At 69.9% G+C, this 15,257-nt stretch carries 17 protein-coding genes and 1 tRNA gene; 9 read left to right on the top strand and 9 right to left on the bottom strand.

Annotated elements, in window-relative coordinates:
- Positions 1-43 precede the first annotated feature (43 nt).
- Positions 44-739 carry a TMEM175 family protein gene (locus HUS56_RS12415; RefSeq protein ID WP_173923713.1) on the top strand — a complete coding sequence of 232 codons (696 nt, stop codon included), beginning with the start codon at positions 44-46 and terminating at the stop codon, positions 737-739.
- Positions 740-766: 27 nt separating this feature from the next.
- On the opposite strand, the gene HUS56_RS12410 is transcribed toward HUS56_RS12415, so the two are convergent.
- Entirely contained in the window at positions 767-1,132 is a 366-nt protein-coding gene (locus HUS56_RS12410) for a DUF952 domain-containing protein (protein ID WP_173923712.1), read from the bottom strand.
- A gap of 74 nt (positions 1,133-1,206) precedes the next feature.
- Between HUS56_RS12410 and HUS56_RS12405 the strand changes: the two genes are divergently transcribed.
- Both HUS56_RS12405 and HUS56_RS12400 read left to right on the top strand, forming a co-directional pair.
- Positions 1,207-1,629, top strand: coding sequence for a group III truncated hemoglobin (locus HUS56_RS12405; RefSeq protein ID WP_173923711.1), 423 nt, complete (start codon positions 1,207-1,209; stop codon positions 1,627-1,629).
- Positions 1,626-2,258 carry a metalloregulator ArsR/SmtB family transcription factor gene (locus HUS56_RS12400; protein ID WP_173923710.1) on the top strand — a complete coding sequence of 211 codons (633 nt, stop codon included), beginning with the start codon at positions 1,626-1,628 and terminating at the stop codon, positions 2,256-2,258. The genes HUS56_RS12405 and HUS56_RS12400 overlap by 4 nt, the downstream gene beginning before the upstream one ends.
- A gap of 37 nt (positions 2,259-2,295) precedes the next feature.
- On the opposite strand, the gene HUS56_RS12395 is transcribed toward HUS56_RS12400, so the two are convergent.
- From HUS56_RS12395 to HUS56_RS12375, 5 genes are all read right to left on the bottom strand, one after another.
- Positions 2,296-2,367, bottom strand: a tRNA-Arg gene (locus HUS56_RS12395).
- Positions 2,368-2,663: 296 nt separating this feature from the next.
- Positions 2,664-3,524 (bottom strand): CHAP domain-containing protein, encoded by an 861-nt coding sequence (locus HUS56_RS12390; RefSeq protein WP_173923709.1) that lies wholly within the window; start codon positions 3,522-3,524, stop codon positions 2,664-2,666.
- A 139-nt stretch (positions 3,525-3,663) separates the two neighbouring features.
- Entirely contained in the window at positions 3,664-4,164 is a 501-nt protein-coding gene (locus tag HUS56_RS12385) for an HNH endonuclease (RefSeq protein ID WP_173923708.1), read from the bottom strand.
- A 359-nt stretch (positions 4,165-4,523) separates the two neighbouring features.
- Complete coding sequence (locus HUS56_RS12380) at positions 4,524-5,324, bottom strand: C40 family peptidase (protein ID WP_254431424.1); 801 nt, start codon at positions 5,322-5,324, stop codon at positions 4,524-4,526.
- 242 nt (positions 5,325-5,566) lie between these two features.
- Positions 5,567-6,259, bottom strand: a complete 693-nt coding sequence (locus HUS56_RS12375; protein ID WP_173923707.1) for a metal-dependent transcriptional regulator — start codon at positions 6,257-6,259, stop codon at positions 5,567-5,569.
- Positions 6,260-6,338: 79 nt separating this feature from the next.
- On the opposite strand from HUS56_RS12375, the gene serC reads away from it, so the two are divergent.
- On the top strand, positions 6,339-7,454 hold the full coding sequence (gene serC, locus HUS56_RS12370) for a phosphoserine transaminase (protein WP_173923706.1): 1,116 nt from the start codon (positions 6,339-6,341) through the stop codon (positions 7,452-7,454).
- A gap of 5 nt (positions 7,455-7,459) precedes the next feature.
- A complete protein-coding gene (locus tag HUS56_RS12365) occupies positions 7,460-7,726 on the top strand; it encodes a DUF2530 domain-containing protein (RefSeq protein ID WP_173923705.1) in 267 nt (88 codons plus the stop codon).
- Here the strand turns inward: HUS56_RS12365 and HUS56_RS12360 are convergent.
- From HUS56_RS12360 to HUS56_RS17470, 3 genes are all read right to left on the bottom strand, one after another.
- Positions 7,702-8,397 carry a DUF3027 domain-containing protein gene (locus HUS56_RS12360; protein WP_173923704.1) on the bottom strand — a complete coding sequence of 232 codons (696 nt, stop codon included), beginning with the start codon at positions 8,395-8,397 and terminating at the stop codon, positions 7,702-7,704. The genes HUS56_RS12365 and HUS56_RS12360 overlap by 25 nt on opposite strands.
- On the bottom strand, positions 8,390-8,770 hold the full coding sequence (locus tag HUS56_RS12355) for a cold-shock protein (RefSeq protein ID WP_173923703.1): 381 nt from the start codon (positions 8,768-8,770) through the stop codon (positions 8,390-8,392). Before HUS56_RS12355 ends, HUS56_RS12360 begins: the two co-directional genes overlap by 8 nt.
- Positions 8,771-8,862: 92 nt before the next feature.
- The gene (locus HUS56_RS17470; RefSeq protein ID WP_173923702.1) at positions 8,863-10,104 is read right to left on the bottom strand and encodes an FAD-dependent oxidoreductase; all 1,242 of its coding nucleotides are present in this window, start codon (positions 10,102-10,104) and stop codon (positions 8,863-8,865) included.
- Positions 10,105-10,182: 78 nt separating this feature from the next.
- On the opposite strand from HUS56_RS17470, the gene HUS56_RS12345 reads away from it, so the two are divergent.
- From HUS56_RS12345 to HUS56_RS12330, 4 genes are all read left to right on the top strand, one after another.
- Positions 10,183-10,458 (top strand): multidrug ABC transporter ATPase, encoded by a 276-nt coding sequence (locus HUS56_RS12345; protein ID WP_173923701.1) that lies wholly within the window; start codon positions 10,183-10,185, stop codon positions 10,456-10,458.
- A 9-nt stretch (positions 10,459-10,467) separates the two neighbouring features.
- On the top strand, positions 10,468-12,333 hold the full coding sequence (locus HUS56_RS12340; protein ID WP_173923700.1) for a helicase-associated domain-containing protein: 1,866 nt from the start codon (positions 10,468-10,470) through the stop codon (positions 12,331-12,333).
- 75 nt (positions 12,334-12,408) lie between these two features.
- The gene (locus HUS56_RS12335) at positions 12,409-14,052 is read left to right on the top strand and encodes a DNA repair helicase XPB (protein WP_173923699.1); all 1,644 of its coding nucleotides are present in this window, start codon (positions 12,409-12,411) and stop codon (positions 14,050-14,052) included.
- A gap of 115 nt (positions 14,053-14,167) precedes the next feature.
- Positions 14,168-15,226 carry an extracellular solute-binding protein gene (locus tag HUS56_RS12330; protein WP_173923698.1) on the top strand — a complete coding sequence of 353 codons (1,059 nt, stop codon included), beginning with the start codon at positions 14,168-14,170 and terminating at the stop codon, positions 15,224-15,226.
- Positions 15,227-15,257 lie beyond the last annotated feature (31 nt).

Below are 15,257 nucleotides of genomic sequence, written 5' to 3'. Positions count from 1 at the left end.
GAGTCGGATGGAGTTGCCGCCCGGCGCGCGGCACACTCCTCGCGTGAGCATCGAAGGGGCAGGCGCCGAGCGCGAGTACGGCCGCGACACCGTGGAGTTCGGGCGGGCGGTGGCATTCTTCGATGCCGTGTACGCATTCGCGGTGACCCTGCTGGTCGTGAACATCGACCCGCCCGAGGCATCCGACTGGGCGAGCCTGTCGACCCTGCTGGGGACCGGCCTCGAGTGGCAGCTGCTCGGATTCGCGATCAGCTTCGTCGTCATCGCCATCTTCTGGCGGGTGAATCACCGCATCATCGCGTTGTTCCGTGCGATCAGCCCCGGAACCATTGCGGCGAACCTCGTCGCGACCGCGTTCGTCGTGCTGATCCCGTTCTCGACGCAGGGGATCAGCGACGTCACCACCTCCGACGAGCCGCTCGCGATCGCGGTGTACGCCGTGAACATCAGCTGCGCGATCCTCGCGCAGTCCGCGATGTACTACGTCGCGAGACACGACGGGATCATCGCGCAGCCGCTCCCCCGCAGAGCCGACTTCGCCCAATTCCTCGACACGCTCACCACGCCGATCGTCTTCCTCGCGTCGATTCCGATCGCCTACGCGTTCGGCGCGAACTGGGCGCGACTGACCTGGGCCACGCTCATCGTCATCGGTCCCGTCAGCGGACGGATCGCCACCCGGCGCGTCGAACGGATCGTCGCCGAGGATGCCGCCGCGACGCCACCCCACGACCGCTGACGCGTCTGACGTCGCACGTGGCGGAGGTCACTCGTCGAGGCGGGCCGGAGCCAGCCAGCCCTGCTGGCTCCGATGCAGCGGGATGAGCTCGCGGATGACCTCGGGATCCCCGCTCGGCAGCGGTCCGTCGATGCGCACGGTCGTACTGCCGGCCTCGTGATCGACCGGCACGCCCGAAGCCGCGAGTGCGTCGGTGTCGATGCACACCAGAATCAGGGGGAGCATGAGGTCCTGGTACTTCGAGTCGAGCACGCCCTGGACGCCGTCACGAGTCGTGGCCCGGATGAAGCCTCCCGGCTCGTACGCCAGCCCTCGCGTGGCGGCCTCGTACTCGCCCAGCCCGAGGCTCATCTCCCAGTCGTCGGCGATGGCGACGTGGAACGCGCGATGCATCTCCGCCTCCCCTTGTGGATCGCCCCAACGTTTTGAACGTATCATCTTCCGCTTTAATCGGCTAGGGTGAGGGCATGCCTCGCGACCTCGCCGATCGGACCGATGTCGAGGAGCTCGTGACGGCCTTCTACCGGAGCGCGTTCGCCGACCCCCTCATCGGGCCGATCTTCACCGAGGTCGCCCGCATGGACCTCGATCACCACCTGCCGATCATTTGCGACTTCTGGGAGACGGTGCTGTTCCGAGCCGGCCTCTACCGGCGGAACGCCCTGCAGGTGCACTACGTGCTCAACGCCCGCCATCCACTGACCGAGGAGCACTTCGACCGCTGGCTCCAGCTGTGGAAGGCGACCGTCGACGACCGCTTCGCCGGCGTGAAGGCCGAGTTGGCGAAGACCCAGGCGACGCGCATCGCGGGCTCGATGCAGCGGCGACTGGAAGGAAGGTCGGGCAGCGAGTTCGAGCGCATCGGCCGGCGCGCGGCAACAGGATCATGAACCGCGACCAGGCGACGCACGCGGCGCTCGCGTCGACAGCCAGGCGTCGGGTGCTCGACGCCCTCACTGCGTCGTCCGTGGCGCTCGACGCGCACGCGATCGCCGAGCGCCTCGGACTGCACGTCACGACGGTTCGCTTCCACCTCGATCAGCTCGAGCATGCGGGGCTGGCTCGACGGCAGTCCGAGGCTTCGGGGCGCCGCGGCCGCCCCCGAATCCTGTTCCGCGCAGACGGGGTCGCTCGCGACGAATCCACTCGGGAACAGATGGTCGAACTGCTCGCCACGGCGCTCGCCACACGTGACGACGAGACCGACCGCGCCGTCGAGGCCGGACGGCGCTGGGCCGACGCCCTGCACACGCGAACCACCCGACCCCCGAGCAGCACGCTCGTCGAGGCCTTCGACCTCCTGGGCTTCGAGCCCGAGCTCGATGGCGACGAGATCCGCCTGCACGGCTGCCCGTTCCGCGACGCCGCCCGCAGCCACCCCGAGGTGATCTGCTCCGTGCACCGCGGGCTCATCGACCGGCTCCTCGAGCGATCGGGCTCGGGCACCAGCGCACACCTCACGCCGTTCGTCGAACCTCGACTCTGCACGGTCGCCCTCGCGGCGTCACGCACCGCGTGAGCCGTGGAGTCGCGAGGGCACCGCTGAGCGGTCACGGTGCCCCTGGAGGGACTCGAACCCCCAACCCTTTCCTTAGGACGGAACTGCTCTTCCATTGAGCTACAGAGGCTGACCGCACGATTCTATCCGCTCGGCAAACGCGTGCAGCTCGGAGTGCCGGCAGAGCGGCGGCTCAGTTGTACCCGAGCACCACGATCGCGGAGGTCGAGGGCGTGAGCTCGTCGACGAACCCGATCTCCTCGAGCCGTGATTCGTCAAGGGGCTGCGTCATCACCGTCACCTGCCTCCGCTGGGGAATGTCCTCCACCGTACCGGCCCGAAACGCCGATCTCACTGTCCCACTCGTCCAACAAATCGTGTCGATCACGCCACGGCGTCGACAACCGCGTGCGACGTGCTCATGCCTCAGCCCGGCGGATAGAGGTAGAGCGCCGAGCCCGCCGGAATGGTGCGCCGGTGGTAGGAGTGGTCGGAGTTCTGGTTGTACTCCTCGATATTCACCGAGCCGTCGTCGTTGATGGACTGCACGTACGCCACGTGGTTGTACGGGAACCACGCGACGGCTCCGATGACGGGCTCGCTCGAGGTCGGCCAACCGTTGCGCGCCCACGCGTCAGCCCACGAGTACGCGCTGCCGGCGCCGAGGCTCGCCCAGTCCCACTTCCACGGGGCGCTCGTGACGCCGGCGTCGCGGTTCAACCGCCAGGCCACGAAGTCGACGCACTCGCGGTAGTAGTACCGCAGCGGCGAGAGCCCTCCGCCGTAATCGTCGGGCACCTCGTACCACCAGGGATAGTCGTCGCCCTCGGCCCTCACCGTGTAGACGGCGTAGCTCCCCGAGGCGCGCGAAGCCAGTTCTGCGGCCCACGCCGCCTGTGACGCCGCCTCGGCCTGGCGGGCGGCCTCATCGAGCTCGGCCTTGGTCGTGACGGCGTACGAGTCGGTCGACAGCGGTGCGCCGCCGGCGAGCGCCGAGACTTCGACGTCTTGGGCGTGCGATCGGCTGAGACTGAACGCACCGGATGCCGCGAACCCGCCGCCGGTCGGCATGAGCGCGTAGGCCGGGAGGGCCACCGTGCCGACGATCGCCGGAACGACGAGCATCGCGGCGAACGCCCGCGCCGGGCCGTGACGACGGGTCGAGCCCGACGAGGACGCCCTCGGCGCGGGCGACGGCGTCGACGGGTTGCGACGGGTTCGGCCTCGTTCGAGCGCTCGACGCGCTGAGCGCGGACGCTCGGGGGCGTCGTTCTCGTCACCGTGCACCTGCGGAACCTCCGGCACCCGTGGAGGCCGCGGGGCAGCCCGGAACGGGTCGTCTTCATGGTCTCCGGAGGTCGGGCGCTCCGGACTCGTCTCACCCTAGGGCACGGGTGCGCCGGATGTCACGAGCCACGCGATCCGATCACGCCGCCGCCGTCACGAGGTACTCGTCCCACTGGGGGAGCGGACGGTCGAAGCCGCGCACCACCCAGTTGTGGCCCTGCGGCATCCGGGGTGTGAACCGGAGTTGCCAGCCCATCTCAGCCGGCGTGTGGTCGCCCTTCGTGTTGTTGCAGCGGAGGCAGCAGGCGACGAGGTTCTCCCAGGTGTCGCGGCCGCCGCGGGAGCGCGGGAGGACGTGATCGATGGTCGACGCGGAATGGCCGCAGTAGGCGCATCGGTGCTCGTCGCGCCGCAGCACCCCGCGCCGGCTGACGGGCAGGGCGTGCATCCGGGGTGTGCGTACGTACCTCGTGAGCAGGATCACGCTGGGACGCTCCCACGTGCCGCTCGTCGCGTAGACGGGATTGCCCTCCTCGTGCATGATGACCGTGGCCTTCTGGTTCATGACGAGGAGGAGTGCTCGCTTGAACGACACGACAGCGAGCGGTTCATATCCGGCATTGAGCACCAGGGTGCGCATGGAGTGCCTTTCGATCGGTGCTGGATGGCTTCCAGCCGCGTGAACGGATCGACGCGCCGAGCACCCTGCGGTGTGCCGGGAGGGAGGAGACCGCCGTGCACGAATCACCCCGAGAACGCAGGACGGGCACCGTCATGAAGACAGTGCCCGTCGAGGCGCTCGCTCGAGTCGTGCTCGGCTGACTGCTGAACCGATGGTGGAATTGCGCGCGCGCATCCGCGGAATGGATGCTGCGCGTCGCGACCATCGGCTTCCCCTGCCCGGTATTCGGATCGTCAGAGTTCAAGGGTAAAGCACGAATGGCGTGCCGGGTCGCCCCGGCACGCCATTCACGGTTCACGTCAGGCGAGGTGCACGGATCAGATCCGCACGATCCAGTAGTCGCTCGTCCAGATCGGCTGGATGCGCACCACGGTTCCCTCGTAGGGAGCGTGCAGGATCTGCCCGTTGCCGGCGTAGAAGCCGATGTGACCCGACATCACGACGAGGTCGCCGGGCACGGCCTCGGATTCGGAGATCTGGGTGCCCGCTGCGCCCTGCGCGTTCGACGAGTGCGGAAGGTCGATGCCGAACTGCGCGTACACGTACTTGACGAGTCCGGAGCAGTCGAAGCCGGCCGGCGTCGCACCGCCGTACACGTACGGCACGCCGAGGTACTGCTGCGCAACCGAGAACACGCTCGCCGGGTCGGCGGAGCCGTATACGGGGGCGGCGGCGATCGCCTCGGCGGAGGGGCCGCTGTACGACGCGGCGTACGAGGCCATGGCCGCCTCCGCGGCCTGACGGGCGGCCTCGGCCTCGGCGGCGCGAAGCTCCTCGCCCGTCGTCATCGCGTAGTTGTCCTTCGTGACGGGCGCGGCGATGACGTCGTCGGCGACTTCGACCGACTGCGCCTGGGCGTGGGTCAGCTTGGTCTCATCGCTCGTGCCGAACTGCGGGCCGTTGCTGCCCGGGGCGAGCGCGTACGCGGGAATCGCGAGCGTGCCCACGATGCCGGCCGCGACGGACATGACGACGATGTTCGCGACCCCGCCGCGGCGGAGTCGCCGGGTCGTCGACGGGAGAGGTTTCGCAGGAGCCTGCTGGGCGAGGTCGGTGCTGCGGGATGCTGGGGCCTTCGAGACGGGAGCCTTCGTGAGGGCTCCTCGAGCGGTGTCCACGGTGGAACGTCGCCGGGGGAATCGAGCCAAAACGTGTACCTCCGCCGTCCCACGGCAGGTGAACCTGTCGTCCCACCGGGTGCGCGCGAGGCGCTTCCACGGGTTCCGGATCGAGCGGTGGGCGTCGTGGGGACGATCCCGATCCTGTTCCGCCGACTGGCTTCGTGCCGACGGACTCGAACGAGAATACGCGAGGCTCGCCGAATTGTCACATTTCGATCACGGCGAGGCGAGCGATCGGCCTAGACGCCGACGAAGATGTGGCTTGCGACTTCGGTGGGCAGTTCGAGCGCACCCTCGACGCCGTCGACCTCGACGCGTACGTACGGGCCCGAGTTGCTGAAGGTGGCTGCGGCACCGGGCACGACGCCGGCGTGCTTCAGCTGGGCGAGCAACTCGGGATCGAACTGCACCGGCTCACCGAGTCGACGGACGACCGCGTGGACCGGGTCGCCGCCGGACGCGAGCCGGTCGACCACGCGGATGACGCCGGTCATGAACGAGTCGGCCGGGGGCAGTCCGAGCTCCTCGAGCCCGGGAATCGGGTTGCCGTAGGGCGACTCGCGCGGCTGGCCGAGGATCTCGATGAGGCGTCGCTCGACCTGTTCGCTCATCACGTGCTCCCACCGGCAGGCCTCGTCGTGCACGTACTCCCAGTCGAGGCCGATGACGTCGGCGAGGAGGCGCTCGGCGAGTCGATGCTTGCGCATGACGTGCACGGCCTTGCTGCGGCCCGCCGGCGTCAGCTCGAGGTGCCGATCGCCGGTGACGATGACGAGGCCGTCGCGCTCCATGCGCGCGACCGTCTGGGAGACGGTGGGGCCGGAATGACCGAGACGCTCGGAGATGCGAGCACGGAGCGGCACGATGTGCTCCTCCTCGAGGTCGAGGATCGTGCGGAGGTACATCTCCGTCGTATCGATCAGATCGGTCACCCTAATGTCCTCCCCTTCCGCGGCCAGCACCCAGCCTACCGGCCGCAGGGGGCGGGCCTCCCGTCGCTAGACTCGACGCATGCCGAGCATCGCCATCCCCGACGACCTGCTGCCCGCCGACGGCCGGTTCGGCTGCGGACCGTCGAAGGTCCGCCCCGAACAGCTCGCGCACCTCGCTGCGGTCGGCCCCGAGCTGCTCGGCACGTCGCATCGCCAGGCGCCCGTGAAAGACCTCGTCGGTCGCGTGCGGGCGGGCCTCGCCGAGCTCTTCTCGCTGCCCGAGGGGTACGAGGTCGTGCTCGGCAACGGCGGTTCGACGGCATTCTGGGATGCCGCGGCATCCGGTCTCATCGATCGTCGTGCGCAGCTCTGCTCGTTCGGCGAGTTCGGCCAGAAGTTCGCGAAGGCCGCCGCGGCTCCGTGGCTCGAGGCGCCCGACGTGCGCACCGCAGACCCGGGCTCGCGGTCGACGCCTGAGGCGATCGAGGGCGTCGACGTCTACGCCTGGCCGCACAACGAGACGTCGACGGGCGTGATGGCCCCCGTCACCCGCATCGCCGGCGACTCGAGCGCGCTCACCGTCATCGACGCCACGAGCGCGGCCGGCGGCATCGAGGTCGATCCCGGCGAGTTCGACGTCTACTACTTCGCGCCGCAGAAGAACTTCGCCTCCGACGGCGGCCTCTGGTTCGCACTCTTCTCGCCTGCAGCCATCGAGCGCGTCGAGCGGCTCGCGGCCGGCGATCGCTACATCCCCGAATTCCTGTCGCTGAAGAACGCGCTCGACAACTCGCGGCTCAACCAGACCCTGAACACTCTCGCGCTTGCGACGCTCGTGCTCCTCGAGAACCAGCTGGAATGGATGAACGAGTCGGGCGGGCTCGCATGGGCCGACGCTCGCACCCGCGAGTCCTCGTCGGTGCTCTACGACTGGGCCGAGCGCTCCGACGTCGCCACTCCGTTCGTCGCAGATCCCGCCGATCGTTCGCAGGTCGTCGTGACGATCGACTTCGATGCTTCGACGGATGCCGCGCGCATCGCCTCGGTGCTCCGCGAGAACGGTGTCGTCGACACCGAGCCGTACCGCAAGCTCGGGCGCAACCAGCTTCGCGTCGCGACGTTCACCGCGATCGAGCCCGACGACGTGCGCGCCCTCACGGCCTCGATCGACTACGTGCTCGAGCGGCTGGACTGAGCGTCGTGCGATTCTGGCTGAGCGAATCGGAGCGGCGCCCCGACCCGGCGCCGGCACGGGCCGATGCGCGCAAGGCGCTTCTCGTCGGCACGATCCTGTGGCTCATCGCCCTCATCGCCACGCTGGTCTTCCACGCCCAACTCGCCGCGGCGGCGCTCGGCTGGCTCATGTGGGCCTGCGTCATCGGCTCGGTGCTCGGCCTCGTCGGGCTCGCGGTGGTGCAGGTGGTCCGGCGCCGGATCACTCGTCACGGCGACGGCTCGACCGCCTGATCGCCCTGGGGCTCGTCGACGCTCGGCTCGGAATCGTCGGCCTCGTCGCCGGCCGACTCGTCGAGCGCGTCGATGTCGATGCCGTCGAACTCGTCATCGTCGCCCCTGCCGAACGCTGCGTCGAGCTCGGCTTCGTCGTCGAGATCGTCATCGTCGAGGTCGTCGTCATCGAGGTCGTCATCGTCGTCATCGACCTCGTCGTCGACGACGTCTTCAGCCTGGTCGTCGAGGTCATCGTCGTCGAAGTCGTCGTCGAGTCCGTCATCATGGTCGGCCCGATCGGATTCGCCCGATTCCGCGCCGCCGGACGCGCTCTGCTCCGCTGCGGATGCCGCGGCCTCCTGTGCCGCCCGATACTCCGCCAGCCGTTCGGACCACGGCACCCATTCGGGTGCGAGCAGCGCCGAATCGCCCGGCCTCAGCTCCGTCTCGAGCACGGTCGGCTCGCCGCCCTCGACCCGCGCCATCGTGACGCTCCAGTGCCACCCCGGGTACCCCGAGAGATCGGAGGCGAAGAGGAGGGTGAGCACCTGCTCGCCCTCGACCACGTGCCCGATCACCGAGCCGACCGTCTGGGCGGGAGTCACCTCGAGAAGGGCGCCACGCGCCAGGTCGACCGAGGCGAGGAGCACCTCGTCGGCCGCGAGCGCGGTTCCGTCGGTCTCAGGCATCGAGGTCGTCAGCCACCCTGCGGAGCACCGCGGCCACGGTTCGGGCCTTCGACCTGTCGGGATAGCGACCCCTGCGAAGGTCGGCGCCGATGCCGTCGAGCACCTTCACCACGTCTTCGACGATGATCGCCATGTCGTCGGCGGGCTTCCGGTTCATCTTCGTGAGGCTGACCGGCGCGTCGAGCACCCGGACCGAGAGCGCCTGCGCGCCCCGCTTGCCCTCGGCCACGCCGAACTCGAGCCGCGTGCCGCTCCGGACGGTCGCGCCGGCGGGGAGAGCGGACGCGTGGAGGAAGACCTCCTGGCCGTCATCGGAGCTGATGAAGCCGAATCCCTTCTCCTCGTCGTAGAACTTGACCTTGCCGGTGGGCATCGTGTGAACCTCGCTCGTGTGTCTCGTGGCGCGTCGAATCCGCGTCGAATCGTCGGACCATCCATCGTCCAGTCTACGGTGACGGGACCACCTCAGGATCGCGCCGACGTCGTCCCGAGCTCGGCCAGCACCGTGCCGGCAACCGCCTCGCCCGAGCGGACTGCGCCCTCCATGTACCCGTTCCACTCCGACGCGTGCTCGGTCCCGGCCCAGTGGATCGGACCCACCGCCGCGGTGAGGGCCGGGCCGTACGACGTCCAGACGCCCGGTGCGAAGTGCGCCCCGTAGCATCCGCGGGTGAACGGTTCGGCGGTCCAGTCCTTCTCCAGGTAGTCCGACGCGCCACGCGCTTCCGACCCGAAGTATCGGCGGGCGCAATCGATGAAGGCGTCCCTGCGTTCGGCGGGCGTCCGTCGCGCCCAGGTCCGGGCGTGGCCTCCCTCCATGAAGCCCAACAGCACCCCGCCGGTATGGCCCGGCGGCGTGTTGTCGAACGTCACGGTGACCGGTCCTCGATCCGAGACGGCCTGTCCGTTCAGGCCGCGATCCCTCCAGAACGGCGAACCGAAGACCAGGTGGAGCTTGATGACACTGCCGGCTGGGACCCGTTGCGTGAGCTGGTCGCGCCACCCCGGGAGCGGGGGGTCGTACAGCCCGCGAGCTCGGCCAGCCGCTCGCTCACTCGCACCGAGCCCCCCACGACCCGATCCTGCTGCGCTCCGTCTTCGACCGCAGCGAGCGTGTCGAGGTCGACCCCCCGCTCTCGCGTAGAACATCGCGTGCAGGGCCGAGAAGTCGGACGCGTCCGCGGCGAAGATCGGAGCGGCGAAGAGCTCCAGGAAGGCCCGGCCGGTGCGCGTCCGCAGGTTGCGCCGGATCCAGGTGCGGAACGTCTGACCGTCGAGGGACGCCGCGTCGGGCGTGGTCCACGGCCGGGTGGGGTCGATCCGGGCGGCCTGGCGGCCGAACCGCGAGTACCCGTACGCGACATCGGCGAGCGCGAACGGGTTCATCCGAGGCAGGGACCCCTTGGCGGAGGCCACCAGCCGGTACCTGCCGAGGAGCTCGAGCACGACGTCACCCGTGTTGTAGGTCGGAAAGGTCGAGAGGCCGAGCTCATCGACGAGCGCGTACATCCGATCCTGGCCCGGTCCGAGCCATTGGCCGCCGACGTCGATGGCCTGCCCATCGGGAAGCACCCCGTTCTCCGTGCGGCCGCCCACGCGGTCGCGCGCCTCGAGCACCTCCACCGAGGCGCCCGCGGCGGTCAGCCGGCGCGCAGCCGCCAGGCCCGCAAGCCCAGCACCGACGATGACGACGTTCGTCGCTCGCATCGTTCCCTCGAACGAAGCGTAGTCCGGTTCGCCGCCGATGAGGCCCCCGAGCGGACCTCGCTGCCCTATTCTGAGGGAGTGAGCGAATCCGGCCCTGTGACCGAGCATCGTGCCGAGCGCATCCTCGCCTATATGTTCGTCGGCATCGTGGCGCTGTCGATCGGCGCGTTCATCGCCGTGATCGTGGGCACGCTCGCCGGGGCCGGCTCGAACGACGGATTCAGCCAGGGCATCTGGCCGGCGGTCATCATGCTGCCGTGGTTCGGACTTCCGATCGCATTCCTCCTGCTCATCGCCCTCCTCATCGTGAACGGCGTGCGTCGGTCGCGTGCCGCGCGCTCCGGATCGAGCTGACGGAGGCCGATGCTCGAGCTCGCCGCACGACTCAGATCCCTGCCGCGACCCGACCTCGCGGCGGCGTTGCAGTCGCGCGAGTTCGACGCGTCGGGCGTGCGCGACCTGTTCGATCTCGCCGAGGCCCTGCTCGCACCCGACTCCGTGGACCACGCGATCTCCCGCCTCGATCGGCGCCACCTGGCCGTGCTCGCGGCGGCATCCGGGATCGCCGGCGAGCATGGCGACACCACGGCCGAAGCGATCCGGGCCGAACTCGCGCGGCTCGGGGCGTCAGCCGACCTCACGGATGCCGCTGCCGATCTGCTGGGCGACCTCGCGAACACTCTCCTGGTCGTGCGGTCCGACGACCATCTGCACGTTCCCACCGCGGTGACGGCGCGCCTCGTCGCTCGCACGCCGAGGGAGGTGCCGACGGCAGAAGAGCTCGCTGCGCCCGCGCCTCCAGTGCTCGTCGGGGTCGATGACGTCGACCGGAGCCTGCTCGAACGTCGCGCGGCCGAGGCGGCGTATGCGACGGTCGCGGCCACCGCCGAGCTGCTGGCCGAGCTCGGCCAGCAGCCCGCCCGCGAGCTGGCCAAGGGCGGACTCGCCCTGCCCGACTCCAAGCGCCTCGCCGAGGCCGCCGGCATCGCCCTCGAGGGGCTGCCCCGGCTGTTCCATCGCGCCGACGAGGCGGGGCTCGTGGTGCGCGACGGCGCCTTCTGGCTCGAGTCCGACCTGGGCGCGGAGTGGACCCAGCTGAGCGCTGCAGCCAAGTGGCGCCGTCTCGCCGAATGCTGGCGCGATCGCATCCCCCAACCCTTGCGCGACCTCGTCGGGCGGCGCAGCGAGTCGATCACCGCCACCGATCTTCGAGATGACGTGCGGTGGTTCTATCCCGCGGGCGGACGCTGGATCGACGAGGGCCTCGATCGCCTCGTCGACGATGCGGAGGCGCTCGGCCTCGCGGTCGCCGGCGAACCGGTCGGCGCCGGACGCCTGGTGCTCGCGGGCGACATCGATCGGGCGGCCCGGCAGCTCGCCGCGCACTTCCCACCGCAGGTGAACAAGGTCTACCTGCAGCACGACCTCACCATCGTCTCCCCTGGTCCGCTCGAGCCCGCGCTCGACGCCCGGCTGCGGGTGTTCGCGGATGTCGAGGGCCGGGATGTCGCGTCCACGTATCGAGTCAACGCGGCATCCGTCAACCGAGCGCTCGCTGCGGGCGAAACGGCGGAGTCGATCCTCGACTTCCTCCGCGGGCTCGCGATCGCCGGGATCCCGCAGCCGCTGGCGTACCTCGTCGGTGAGGCCGCCGCACGCTTCGGTGCCGTCCGGGTGACCGCCGCCGACGAGTCGGATGCTCCGGCTCGGTCGTCGATCCGCTCCGACGACGAGCAGCTCGTCGGCACCCTCGCGGTCGACCAGTCGCTCTCCTCACTCGGGCTGCGCCAGGTCGGCCCGCACCGGCTCCTCTCGCGGTTCCCACCCGAGGTGGTGTTCTGGGCGCTGTCCGACGCACGATACCCGGTGGCCGCCGAGGACGCGAACGGCGACATCGTGCGCCTGCGACGCCACCGCCTCGCTCCGGCTCCGCCTCCGCCGCCGAAGACCGATCCGATCGCGACGATGCTCGACCGCGTGCTCGATCACGGGGAGGATGCCGCGACGGAACTCGCATGGCTGGCCCGCCAGCTCGAGGCCGCCGCGCGCGCGAAGGAGACGCTCACGGTCACCGTGCGCATGCCGGGCGGCCAGACGGCCGACTACCTGCTCGCCCCGGCGAGCGTGGCCAACGGCCGGTTGCGCGCACGGGATCGCAAGGCGGATATCGAGCGGACACTGCCGCTGTCGGCGATCGCCGCGGTCGCGCCGGCCCCGACCGGCGGGTAGGTTCGCGGGTTCCGAGCGGCGTCGGGCTCGGCCGCCAGCCCCTCGACCACCGATGAGGGCGTAGACTCGAAGGCTATGTCAGACGGCCCCCTCATCGTGCAGAGCGACCGAACGGTGCTTCTCGAAGTCGCGCACCCGCTGGCCGAGGACGCTCGGCACGACCTGTCGGTGTTCGCCGAACTCGAACGCGCACCCGAGCACGTGCACACGTATCGCATCACGCGGCTCGGGCTCTGGAACGCCAGGGCGGCCGGGCACGACGCCGACGACATGCTGAACACGCTCGAGAAGTACGCGAAGTTCCCCGTGCCGCAGACCGTCGCCGTCGACATGCGCGAGACGGTCGCCCGCTACGGGCGGTTGGTCGTGGATCGCACGGCTGACGGCGACCTGCGCCTGCACTCGTCCGACGCTCCCGTGCTCACCGAGGTGGCGTCCGCCAAGCGCATCGCGCCCCTGCTGACCGAGCGCATCGACAGCGAGAGCTACCTGGTCGCGCCGTGGGCGCGAGGGCAGCTGAAGCAGGAACTCGTGAAGCTCGGCTGGCCCGCCGAAGACCTGGCCGGCTACACGCCCGGGACGCCGCATCCGATGGAGCTCGAGCAGAACGGCTGGCACCTTCGCGACTACCAGCAGAAGGCGGTCGACAACTTCTTCGACGGCGGCTCTGGCGTGGTCGTGCTGCCCTGCGGCGCGGGCAAGACGCTGGTCGGAGCCGGGGCGATGGCGACGGCGAAGACCACGACCCTCATCCTCGTGACCAACACGGTGTCCGCGCGCCAGTGGCGCGACGAGCTCCTGAAGCGTACGAGCCTCACGGCCGAGGAGATCGGCGAGTACTCCGGGCAGGTGAAGGAGGTGAAGCCCGTCACCATCGCTACCTACCAGATCCTCACGGCGAAGCGGAAGGGCGAGTACGCGCACCTCGCGCTGCTGGACGCGCTCGACTGGGGCCTCGTCGTCTACGACGAGGTGCACCTGCTGCCCGCTCCCGTGTTCAAGCTCACCGCCGAGCTGCAGGCGCGCCGTCGACTCGGCCTCACCGCCACGCTCGTGCGCGAGGACGGCCGCGAGGGCGACGTCTTCTCGCTCATCGGGCCGAAGCGGTTCGACGCACCGTGGAAGGAGATCGAGGCGCAGGGCTTCATCTCCCCGGCCGCCTGCTACGAGGTGCGCATCGACCTTCCCCAGTCGGAGCGGCTGACGTACGCGGCATCCGCCGACGACGAACGCTACCGGCTCGCCGCGACCGCCCCCGCGAAGCTCGGCGTCGTGAAAGAGCTCGTGGCCAAGCACGCCGGAGAACGCATCCTCGTGATCGGGCAGTACCTCGACCAGATCGAAGAGCTCGCCGACGAGCTCGGCGCGCCCCAGCTCACGGGCGCCACGCCGATCGACGAGCGCGAGCGGCTCTACCAGGAGTTCCGCGACGGCACGACACCCGTTCTCGTGGTCTCGAAGGTCGCGAACTTCTCGGTCGACCTTCCCGAAGCGACGGTCGCCATCCAGGTGTCGGGCTCGTTCGGCTCCCGGCAGGAGGAGGCGCAGCGCCTGGGCCGGCTGCTTCGTCCCAAGGAGTCGGGGCTGTCGGCGAACTTCTACACGCTCGTGGCCCGTGACACCGTCGACCAGGACTTCGCCCAGAATCGCCAGCGCTTCCTCGCGGAGCAGGGGTACAGCTACACCATCCTCGACTCGCACTCGCTCGAGGCGGCCTGACGCCAGCGCGGGTCCCATTCCGTCATCGAGTTGGGCATCTCCGATCATGAGGTTAGGCTTACCTAAGCCACCGATCGCGGCGGCATCCCTTCCCTGAGTTCGGAGACACCCCGCCATGCGCTCACACCGTCGTGCCCTCGCCCTCAGCGCCGGCCTCGCCGCCGCCCTGACCCTCGCCGCCTGCGCGACGACGGGGGGCGGGAACGACGCGGCAGCCGACGCCGAAACGGCCGCCGTCGAGAGCGACGGCCAGCTCACGCTCTACGCCGGCCGCAACGAGGAGCTCATCGCTCCGCTCATCGAGCAGTTCACCGAGGACACGGGCATCGAGGTCGAGGCGCGATACGCGTCGAGCCCCGAGCTGAACGCCCTGCTCCTCGAGGAGGGCGACCGCACGCCGGCCCAGGTCTTCCTGTCGCAGGATGCCGGTGCCCTCGGCTCCCTCGCGGCCGCCGGGCTGACCGCACCGATCCCGACGGAACTCGCCGACCTGATCCCCGCCGGCTTCACCTCGGAGGACGACAGCTGGATCGGCGTCACGGGCCGCGCCCGCGTCATCGCGTACGACGGCGAGAAGCTCGAGGAGGGCGACGTGCCCGAGACCGTCGACGTCCTCGTCGAGCCCGAGTGGAGCGGTCGAGTGGGCTTCGCGCCCGGAAACGCGAGCTTCCAATCCTTCGTCACTGCGCTGCGGGTGCTCGAGGGCGAGGATGCCGCGGCCGAATGGGTGCAGGGCATCGCCGCCAACTCGCCCGTGCTCACCGAGTCGAACGGTGCGACGCTCGACCTCGTGAACTCCGGCCAGCTCGACCTCGGCCTCATCAATCACTATTACTGGTACGAGCGGGCCGCCGAGCTCGGCGAGGACGCCATGCGCGCCCAGCTGGCCTTCCTGCCGGGCGACGCCGGCGGCATCGTGAACGTCACCGGGGCCGCGATCCTCGCCGGAGCGGAAGGCGACCCCGACGCGCTCGCGTTCGTCGAGTACCTCGTCTCCGAGAAGGCCCAGCGCTACTTCGTGGAGGAGACGTTCGAGTACCCGCTCCTGCCGGGCATCGACGCTCCCGGGGGCCTGCCGTCGCTCGAGAGCCTCGTCAATCCCGAGCTCGACCTCAGCGACCTCGAATCGCTCGAGCAGACCCAGCAGCTGCTCGCCGACGCAGGTCTCGTGTAGGCGGGCGCCTGTGCAAGCACACCTAAGCTGA

The sequence above is a fragment of the Agromyces sp. Marseille-P2726 genome (genome assembly GCF_902809835.1).
Classification (GTDB): domain Bacteria; phylum Actinomycetota; class Actinomycetes; order Actinomycetales; family Microbacteriaceae; genus Agromyces.
This window is presented reverse-complemented; position numbering and strand designations above follow the sequence as displayed.